The 10,566-nt window shown below is 45.7% G+C and carries 6 protein-coding genes and 3 pseudogenes; 7 read left to right on the forward strand and 2 right to left on the reverse strand.

All coding sequences use genetic code 11. From position 1 onward, the window contains the following. From ACLW56_RS24445 to ACLW56_RS24455, 3 genes and pseudogenes are all read left to right on the forward strand, one after another. Window positions 1-431, forward strand: a 431-nt coding sequence (locus ACLW56_RS24445; protein WP_330986219.1) for an IS630 family transposase, incomplete at its 5' end; no start/stop codon positions are given. Window positions 432-454: 23 nt separating this feature from the next. Then, window positions 455-541 (forward strand): annotated as a pseudogene (locus ACLW56_RS24450) (transposase); the annotation flags it as partial. 451 nt (window positions 542-992) lie between these two features. Next, window positions 993-1,298: a phage holin family protein gene (locus ACLW56_RS24455; RefSeq protein WP_330986220.1), complete on the forward strand. Its 306-nt coding sequence runs from the start codon at window positions 993-995 to the stop codon at window positions 1,296-1,298. 106 nt (window positions 1,299-1,404) lie between these two features. On the opposite strand, the gene ACLW56_RS24460 is transcribed toward ACLW56_RS24455, so the two are convergent. Then, window positions 1,405-2,283 carry a LysR family transcriptional regulator gene (locus tag ACLW56_RS24460; RefSeq protein WP_330986221.1) on the reverse strand — a complete coding sequence of 293 codons (879 nt, stop codon included), beginning with the start codon at window positions 2,281-2,283 and terminating at the stop codon, window positions 1,405-1,407. Window positions 2,284-2,848: 565 nt separating this feature from the next. Beyond that, a pseudogene (locus ACLW56_RS24465) lies at window positions 2,849-3,016 on the reverse strand (IS4 family transposase); the annotation flags it as partial. A 63-nt stretch (window positions 3,017-3,079) separates the two neighbouring features. Between ACLW56_RS24465 and ACLW56_RS24470 the strand changes: the two are divergent. The 4 genes and pseudogenes from ACLW56_RS24470 to ACLW56_RS24485 form a co-directional block, all read left to right on the forward strand. Continuing rightward, a pseudogene (locus ACLW56_RS24470) lies at window positions 3,080-3,297 on the forward strand (hypothetical protein); the annotation flags it as partial. Between the two features lie 457 nt (window positions 3,298-3,754). Then, a complete protein-coding gene (locus ACLW56_RS24475; protein WP_330986222.1) occupies window positions 3,755-5,062 on the forward strand; it encodes an Ig-like domain-containing protein in 1,308 nt (435 codons plus the stop codon). Window positions 5,063-5,131: 69 nt separating this feature from the next. Then, window positions 5,132-7,198, forward strand: coding sequence for a hypothetical protein (locus tag ACLW56_RS24480; protein WP_330986223.1), 2,067 nt, complete (start codon window positions 5,132-5,134; stop codon window positions 7,196-7,198). 175 nt (window positions 7,199-7,373) lie between these two features. Next, window positions 7,374-10,566 (forward strand): Ig-like domain-containing protein (locus ACLW56_RS24485; protein WP_330986224.1); only part of this gene is annotated, 3,193 nt, incomplete at its 3' end.

Raw genomic sequence — 10,566 nt, forward strand, 5'->3', positions numbered from 1 at the left:
AAAAACGAGTGGTGGCTCCAGGGCAGAATGAAAAATATTATCTGGCCGGAGCGCTGCACAGTGGTACGGGAAAAGTGAGCTACGTAGGTGGCAGCAGCAAAAGTTCATCATTATTTATTAGTCTGTTAACGCATCTGAAAGCGACATACCGGCGGGCGAAAACAATCACCCTCATCGTGGATAACGACATCATCCATAAAAGCCGTGAAACGTTGCGCTGGTTGAAATCAAATCCCAAGTTCAGGGTAATTTACCAACCGGTTTACTCGCCGTGGGTGAATCATGTTGAGCGGCTCTGGCAGGCGCTGCACGACACGATAACCCGGAATCATCAGTGCCGGACAATGTGGCAACTGCTGAGAAAGGTTCACCATTTTATGGAAACAGTCAGCCCATTCCCCGGAGGAAAACATGGTCAGGCAAAAGTGTAGCGGTATTAAGCGCAGCTATTTAGAACTGGAAAGCAAAGTACGGCGGTATGGAAGCTTCTGATATCAAAAAGATGAAAAATCTTGAGGACGAAAATCGTCGTCTCAAACAACCGGAACGCTCAAAAAGTGCGTGGAACGAAAACTGGTGTGCTTATAGTTCGGGATCCACTCCAGTTTCAGGAGCCCTCGCAGAGGACTCCTCTGGGATAAAGCGAAACCGATAAGGTTCTTCTGGCACAGCGCCAGCGAAACCAGATAATACTGGCGATACATGTCTTTCGACAGAGAGGAATAATCTCACATGATTGCTGGTGTTTAGGTTAATAATCATCTACAACCGCATGCTTTCACATAATTATTACGCTGGTTAATTAATCCTACATATCAGGACTCGAGTGTTCAAAACCAGCACACTCTTATAGCTCATTTTAATGATTAAATGCCATTATTATTCTTTACAATGGTACACAAAGAAATCTCTGATCAAATTTCTCTTTGGATTTATTTTGCATGACAATGACTACACTTAATCGAAATAAATTGTTTTATGAGGAGTATACCATGAAATATCAGATTTTATTATATGTTGCTGCTTTCTCATTTTCATTATGGGGAGGGGGAGTATCTTATGTTATAAATAGAGATGATAGTGAACAAGGAGTACGCATCAATGGAATATTGTCACATTTAATTGTCGCCTCATTTACTGGCGTTGTGAGCGGTTTGATATGCATGGACGCAGATCTAACAGCATTAACTGTTCTCTCAGCATCTTCGATTTCATCTTCAATTGGATTGCCATTACTGAGAGTATTTCAGGCACATATACTTACGGTTATTGCTAGTGAAAAATATCCACACACATAGCTATCCCAGTAAACATGTGTGTGGGTGAGTATCATGAAATTAATTATTAAAGCATGCAGCCTCTCATATAATATGATAATTTGAGAGGTTTTTTTATGTAATGTAATTAGTATATTGATGTTGTCAATATCTTTTCAATCATCTTCAATGAAGCTATATTTTTTATTTCTTTGTTTATATACAAACGATGTTGCAATGTGATGTCTGGTACTTTAATTTTTCTTGTTTGTGGTAGTTGAAAGCATTTCGTCATCTCCTCTGACATAAACAGCATCGCTTTCCCCGTTGCGACGGCATATAGTGCCGAAGAGTAATCTTGCGAGCTTTCTTTAATTGAGATTGATGGAAAGGATTCTGATATTAAGAAACTAAGTATGCCTTTCATCTTACTTGAGTGATCACGTGCACTGATATAGAGTGGAATATCTTTCATACGACACCTGTTTTGTAAATCACTGTCAGAAATTGACGTTGATGCTAAAATATAAAGACATTCATCTTTTATAGATTTCATTTTGACATTTTGAGGACAATGATATTCCTTGTAGCTGAATAATATTGTTTCAGTTTTTTGTGCAACAGATGATAGCTCTTCTGGTGTTATAATTATTTGTCTATGAGTGAAGGCAATGTTTAATTCTTTTAGCTGCTGAATATAGTGCTGGTAAAGACAATGAGGTATCCCAGCACCGAATAAGATCTCTATACTTGGAGGGCAGCCTTTGTTTAGATATTCTTTTTCCATTGAAGAGAGGAGATCATATGTTGGTTTTATTCTTTCATAAAATTTTATAGCGAAGGGGGTAGGTTCAAGAATATTATATCTTCTGGTAAACAGTTTACTATCTAACCTGGACTCAAGTTCATAAATCAGTTTAGCTAGAGGTGAACGCGTGATGCATAATTCTTCAGCAGCAGTATTAATACAACGTGTTTCCATTGCTACCATAAAATAACGTAATTTCTTTGAGAGTAATAAGTTCATATGAAAATCTCATTCAGTTCAAGCGTTAATGTAAGGTTATTACAAAAGAGACAAATTATTGGGCCAAAATGAGGTTATGGTTTGAGCAATAACTGATACATTCATTTTGTTGATGTGCATGTTCAGTGATATCAATAAAAAGTAACGTAGGTAATTATTCTCAATGCTTGTGTTTTTTTTGTAAATATAAATAATTTAATATGATAAATTGGCATAAGCACAAATAGCACATCTGAGATGCAAAATTAACATTTAGAATTTTATTCATTAGGTATAGTGTGCTGCAGCACTAGTTAATGGCAAAGGATTTTATACACTATTATATTGATTTTTATTTATGTTAATTTGATACGTGGCATTTATTTTTGTTCAGCAATCGATTTTAGTGGTAAAAAAATGTTTCCAAACCATCCAATTTTAACAAATGTAAATACATTTTGTGCTTTAATTTTACATATTATGCTGTTCGTTCTTAGCACATCTCCAGTTTATGCAATTGAAGGAAAGGTAGCGCTAGTCTCTTCAGAAGATCCAGCAAACATTTGTCAAGCACACTCTGGCGTGCTTTCCCTTCCTGTTTGACCCACAGGAGCTTCCATTCCACAGGACTCAGTACCTGCTCGCAGCTGCCGTTCAGCGTTTCTTCACTCAGACCTCTCTGGCACAACGCCAGCACTCGTACCGCGATGAACGCCAGAATGACGGCCATACGCTCAAGGTCATCGTGCATCTGCGACGCCTGGTTGTATGGCTGTAGCTGACACATCTGTGCTTGCCGTACAGCCTGTCTGCACGAGATGAAGCTATTGAAGGGACTCACCGTCGCTCTTTACGTATTCCTGGAACTGTTGGTGAACCTATCAATCCGGAGGTATGGGAATGGTACAACTCAAAGGAATGTATTTTAGCGGCGATGGCGTCTGTCGAGACAAAGATGGATATTGTTGGATTACGTGCCGTGTTGATGATGTATTCAATGTATCAGGTCATCGATTAAGTTCAGGTCTGGTAAAATTTTGCGGTGCATACTACGGAAAATAGCCATAGGTGATATTAGATATATGGGAGGCTTGTCCACCCTTGTCAATTCTCAGGTAATTGAAGAATTGATTGATTTCTCAGCAAATCACACAAAAAAATATCTCGCATAATCATATGCAGGTCATACGAGGTGATTTTTTTTCATGTTAAACATCTAATCACTATCTTTGAAATTATTTTTTGCAGCTAAAATGGCTTATTTTCGCTCAAAGAGAAAATAAGTCGGAATCAGATTGAAATTCTCCCCCCCTTTGCAATTACGTCTCTATTTTGCACATCTTTTTTCCTTTTTTTGCCCAATTTTTTTATTCATGAATGAGTACACTTTTTCTGTCGAAACATGTTGTACGCCCTCTAGGTTTACTGCTCTGACTCATTCGACAACATATTTTCACAACCGACCAACTAATTCATTTATGAGGAAGTATTTATGGCTACTATCGCCACTATCGTTCTGAGCACTGATCCAAATCCTGCAACTGTACCTGCTGATGGAACCACAACTATCACCTGTACCGCAACTGTAACTAATGACGATGACTCCCCAGCAGCAGTGGATTCTGTTATTAATTGGACTTCAACTGATACCAATGTTGTATTTGCTGCGGCAACTTCAATGACAGATGCATCAGGTATTGCCACAATGACAATCACCAGCTCTGTCGCTATCCCAACAGCGGATATTGTTGCGACTTCGAATGATGTATCTACTGCTACTGCTACTACCAGCGTTACTTTCACTGCTGTAGTCAGCGAATACACCGTCAATTCTGTTAGCGCTGATCCGATCGTCGCAGCACCTGGCACAAGTGTCGTTGTTTCTGCGGCACTCGTCGATGCGACAGGTGCTCCAGCACCCGCCGGTGAGACTGTGACCTGGAGTGCCGACGATATGTCTATCCTGGACGCTCAAACTTCAGATACCGATGATAGTGGTATCGCGAATGTTACTGTCACCTCCCCGGCCAGCGGTGTTCTGGCGGTCACGGCAACGGTGGGTACCAGCTCAGTGCCTGCAGTTGTGCGTTATTATGACGCTAGCTTGCCACAGCCTTTTGTCCCTAATGGTATGGATAATGAGCTTGATCAGTATGACCTGGCTGAGGATGTGCAGGTCATCATTAACGAATATGCGAATGCGGCTTTGGGGGATATCGTTATCTTCCATTGGGATGAAATCCATAGTTATACCGTTGAGATTACCGATCTGGAGACTGACTTCCCTATTTCTCTGAATGTTACAGCCAATTTCCCTCCTGCATGTTTGGCCGACGGCGATTATGAACTGTTCTATGAACATACTGATATCGCAGGCAACATTGATGTGTCCACTCCGCTGGATGTTTCTGTTAGCGGCGGTAACCTGCCGGGCACATTAACAGAACCGAGTTTCCCTGAAGGAACTGATGGGTGGATTAACCTTAATGAAGCCAATAGTGACGGCGGCACCCCAGTTAATATGATGTGGAATGGCTTAGCTGTCGGAGACTCGGTACATCTGGTTTGGCAGGGCTATGATCAGAGCGGTATCGCAATCTCTGCTTCGCTCTATGAAGTTGACCACCTTGTCACTTCAGAGGATTTCGCAGCAGGAAGCTGCAGCGAAATTGTACCAACTGATTACATTATGCCAATTGTCAAGGGGACTGCCCAGGCCTACTACCAACTCACTCCTGTCTCGGGTGAAAGCGATCAATTATCGGTCGCCGCAACCATCAATGTGGACGTTCAACCATAAAGCCTGATTTCTCTGGCACAACCCCGGAAACGGGGTTGTTTTCTCTCTTAAACAATAAGTGGGATTATTATGAAAACAGATAATCAGGAAGCAGATGTACTTGTACCCCCATCACTTCCCCAAATGGCGGAAGACGGTGTTATTGATAAAAATGATTTAGTTGAAGCAGGGGGGGTGCTTATTGTCATCTCCGAATCTGAGCATTCTGCCAAAGGTGACTACCTGACCCTCTACTGGAACGGTTTTCAGATAGGATTACTGTATATAGATGTAGATGATCCTTCCAGCGAGTTCCCCTGGGAGGTTACTGTTCCTCAACAAATGGTTACCGATGGCAGCTACCCGCTATGGTACACCCGGCTTGACCAGGCAGGAAATACTGCGGCATCCGCTATTGTTACGGCATTAGTGCAAAGCACTGATACCGGTACCTTACCCGCACCGACCTTTCCTGAAGCTATCGCAAATACGCTAAGCAGTGATGCTGTCGTGGATAGCAACACTCCCGTAAAAGTTCCTGCATATAGCAATATCACCGAGGGGGACTTTGTATCCGTGTACTGGGTGGGCTCGGATGTCAATGGCAATACGATACCTGACAGCGTTGATACGCTGACGCATACCGTAACGGCTGCAGAAATTGTAGATGGTTTTAATGTTTTGATTGATGCTCCCTTCGTTACTTCTGTTGGTAAGGGTACGGCTACAGCCTGGTATGCCGTACAACCTGTTAGTGGTGGCCTTCCGGTTAGCTCTGTCAGCGCGACTGTGAACATCGATATGACTCAGACCACACTTCCGGCACCTCTGTTTCCGGAAGGAAACGATGGCTGGATCACATACAGCGAAGCTGTAGATGGTACTCCCGTAAAAATTCCGGCCTATACAGGGATTACTGCGGGGGATGCAGTGACCATTGTCTGGCAAGGTTATCAGAACAACGAACCAATCAGCGATACGCAAGATGTTCAACTCCATACTGTCGTAGCGACTGAAGTGGAGACAGGCTTTAGCATTCAGGTTCCTTCTTCTGCGATCACCCCCGTGGGTATCGGACAGGGACAGGCCTATTATTCTGTCGTATTTTCTAATGGTGATAATGGGGTTTCTGCTGCAGCAACCGTCAATGTTGATACTACCCACACCCAACTGCTTACCGCACCGGTATTCCCCGAAGCAACAAGTGATGGAGTCATTGATGAAACGGAATACGCTGATGGCACGCCAATGCAAATTAGCTATCAGGGCATGGCTGCCGGGGATAGTGTAAGCCTGTGGTGGCAGGGATACCTTGAGGATGGCGTCACACCGATTTCGGGTACTGCCTGGAGTGCAATTCATACAGTCCTTGCCCAGGATATTCAATCAGGAAACTTTACCGAAATAATCCCACCTGAATTTATTTCTCCTATCGGCAATGGCTACGCTATCGGACATTACAGCGTGACATTTATCGCTGGCGGAATGTCAGAATCAAATCCAACAGAGGTAATTATTATGACTCAGGATACAGATCAGCTCTATCTAAATGCTGCTACAGGAGCACCATTCTGGGAAAACACCAGTACATTAATTAAGCCAATGAATACTCTGACAGTATCAGGACCGGCAGGGGCTAATGTAACGATTTCTCTCACAGGGATTGCTTTCTTCGATGAGAACGGTGAGAGTGTCTGGTCGGGTAATTTGGACCAGCAGGGACTCGCAGTATTACATGTTTACAGCCTTATTCAAGGGGCTGTTGTTGTGAATGCCAATATTACTGATAATCCATCTGTTGCTACTCAGGTAGATATGACATTTGGAAACTATCTGCCTGGCACGGGCGCACTATCAGGATATGCCGTGACGACAGGCGTTGCTGCAAATGGTCGTTCAGCGGCAAGTGTTTATATCAACACGCTAACCTCTTCTGACATTAGGATAGCCAGAGTAGATATTACCGATAGCAACGCATCCTTCATAGGATATCCATGGCCAGTGGCGGATGTGCAACTTTATGATGATGGTACCGGTAGCGTCGATTTGACAGATCTGACCTCAGAAAGTGTGACGGTAACGATCAGTCTTCCGGAAGCTCCCGGCTCTACTGTTGTCACCAGCACTGTTTTCGTATCGTTCCCTCCGGCCTTGTAAGATAATAAGAGTCTCTCCTATGAACCCTATAAAATCGAATACCAGCTTATTGGTTTTTTACTCCTTACCAAACTATATTGGCAATAATACGCCAGTTAATCATGGTGAATCCGGTATTATTGCTTCAGATGCAGCTGACTGGTTTGAACGATCCGTATCGGTAGGGGACAGTATTATGCGCCCCTACATCTGGAGTAATGTGAACCCCGGAAATCTGACACAAAGCTACTCAGGCCACACTGAAAGCTACGTCAGTGCCAGCCTTCCGGTCCTGGAAACAGCTTACCCATCATCCCAGTACCCACTACAGTATCTGGGTCTGGACAATACTCTCGCCGTTCCGGTGATTGTCGAACTGGAAGGTCCCTTCGTCGGCCTGGACACTTACGCAGCGACCGCATTCGTTCCCGGTAGCGCAACACAGCAGACAACATTAGCTGCACCAAATATTCCCGGAGCACTGGGGTTTATTGGTACAACGGCGGGGAGTTCAACTCATGTAGAACTCATATTTGGGAAATTTAATGACACCAATGGTCAGGTCGAATGGAGCACAAACGGAAGTTTAGATATGACCAGGGACGGCACACAATTGGTCTTCGGCAACATGACCGGTCTACCGGAGGGCTGGACCTTCCATACGCCGGTCAAACAAGCGGATGGAAGTTGGCGAGTAACCCTCAGCGGAGGTGCTGTATCCCATGCTGGCGTTTTATATAACCAGCAGGATTATACGGGGAGTCACCTTAAGTTTTCCGCGCATGAATCGATTCAGGTTAACTCCGGCGCAGGCTGGCTATGGCGTTCAGTGCGCCTCAGTGAGTTGCCTGTACTGCTTTACTCATCTTTCAACGTGGTGGATACCTTCTATCACTATAACAGCTATCAGCTCCTTCGTTTGACCCAAGACACGCCGGATTTTAGTGAAGTATTCACCGGAAGTTCGCCAGTACAGTTGTTGTCCCTGGATGAGAGCGATATTCAGATTAACGTTCAGGTGAACACGACTGATAGTAATGATGCTGTACTGGTGATGAGCCAAACCTATCCGTTGGCATATACCAGCGCAGCAATTCGAACTCAAACCGGTGTGCTGGCAATATTACCTTCATCAGGTGCTATGCAAACCATTAATGTGCAATACGGTAGCCTGAACGGTGATGGAACAGCAACATTCAATGGTCAAGGATCCTTGACGGTCAGTTTAGTGAACGGCGTACCGGTTATTACTCCTGATGCAGACATCCCATTCGACTGGCTCTTTGGTACGCCGATCCAGCAGACAGATGGTTGCTGGCTGGTAACACTGAATGACGGGGCAGCGAGTTCTGGACTAAGCATGTACCCACAAGCAAATTATCAAGGAACGGAGGAAAAACTGGCAGAGCATCAGGCACACACCTTACGTACCCTGAATTACCTGTGGCAATACGACTCTGCAAGAATGAACGGCCTGCGTCTGCTGGGCCACACGGTATTTGATCCGAACAATACCCTTTTTGATTATCGATCTTATCGTGACAGCTATTATTCGCAGGATGTGCCAGATATTAGTGCAGATTACCCACTTTCTTCGCCCCAAATACAAGGCATTGCTCTAGGGGATAATGATGTCGTCGTGCGGGTACGACTCACACCCAATGATCCTGGCTCACGAGTTGTATTGAGCGCCGCACAGAACTGGCCTTTATCAGAAACGTACGCCATGGCATCACTGACTTTAGAGGGTGTGGCGCAGGAAGGCGTTCTGGTCGTTTTCGACAAAACGAATAGTGCTGCCCCAATCGCAGTAAATGTTGGGGTGCTTAATCAGGATGGCACAGCGGATTGGCGAGTGAATACGGAAGTAACGGCTGTGTGGAACGAAGCATTGCAGCAACCATTACTTATACTTGATGAGAGTACAGTGCCGGAAGACTGGCAGTTTGTGGATATGCAGCCAGGAAGTGAAGCAGGAGAATTCGACGTGCTGCTGACGGGGACATTCCCCTCTGCCTGGCATATAGAAAGCCTGAACTATGATAAAAGCACTATCTATGATACAGGGACGGACGCAGCCACTCTGACAGCAACAGTAGTAGATGCAAACGGGGTTGCCGCAGAAGGGGTAATAGTGAGCTGGAGCACCTCTGTGGGAACACTGAGTGAGGCTGAATCAGTGACAAATGCCGCAGGGCAAGCCACTACGCAATTAACATCAACAGATGACGGTACTGCTTTGGTAACCGCTACGCTGGATAACGGTAGCACGGCTCAGGCGAATATTACTGTTTCCTACATTTATATCGATAGCCTGTCCAGTGATAAGAGCAGCATTGTTAATGATGATGCTGATTCGGCCACCCTGACCGCAACGGTGGTGGACAGCAGCACGAACCTGCCGGTCTCCGGAGTGACCGTGACCTGGAATACCACCCTGGGTAACCTGAACATCACCAGTTCGGTGACTAACGGCAGTGGTCAGGCGAGCACACAGTTAACGGCGGAGCAGGAAGGGACTGCCACCGTAACGGCACAGCTGGATAATGGCAACCGCGCCACACTGACCATTACCGTGGAGGATAAATCGGTCAACTATGTGGTCAGTAGCCTGACCAGTGACAAGGACAGCATCGTTAATGATGGTACTGATGCGGCGGCGCTGACGGCAACGGTAGTGGACAGCCGTACGAACCTGCCGGTCTCCGGAGTGACCGTAACCTGGAATACCACTCTGGGTAACCTGAACATCACCAGTTCGGTGACTAACGGCAGTGGTCAGGCGAGCACACAGTTAACGGCGGAGCAGGAAGGGACTGCCACCGTAACGGCACAGCTGGATAATGGCAGCCGCGCCACCCTGACCATTACCGTAGAGGATAAATCGGTCAACTATGTGGTCAGTAGCCTGACCAGTGACAAGGACAGCATCTTTAATGATGGTACTGATGCGGCGGCGCTGACGGCAACGGTAGTGGACAGCCGTACGAACCTGCCGGTCTCCGGAGTGACCGTAACCTGGAATACCACTCTGGGTAACCTGAACATCACCAGTTCGGTGACTAATGGCAGTGGTCAGGCGAGCACACAGTTAACGGCGGAGCAGGAAGGGACTGCCACCGTGACGGCACAGCTGGATAATGGCAACCGCGCCACACTGACCATTACCGTGGAGGATAAATCGGTCAATTATGTGGTCAGTAGCCTGACCAGTGACAAGGACAGCATCGTTAATGATGGTACTGATGCGGCGGCGCTGACCGCAACGGTAGTGGACAGCCGTACGAACCTGCCGGTCTCCGGAGTGACCGTAACCTGGAATACCACTCTGGGTAACCTGAACATCACCAGTTCGGTGACTAATGGCAGTGGTCAGGCGAGCACACAGT

The sequence above is a fragment of the Pantoea sp. sgz302252 genome, assembly GCF_047713085.1.
Taxonomy (GTDB): domain Bacteria; phylum Pseudomonadota; class Gammaproteobacteria; order Enterobacterales; family Enterobacteriaceae; genus Scandinavium.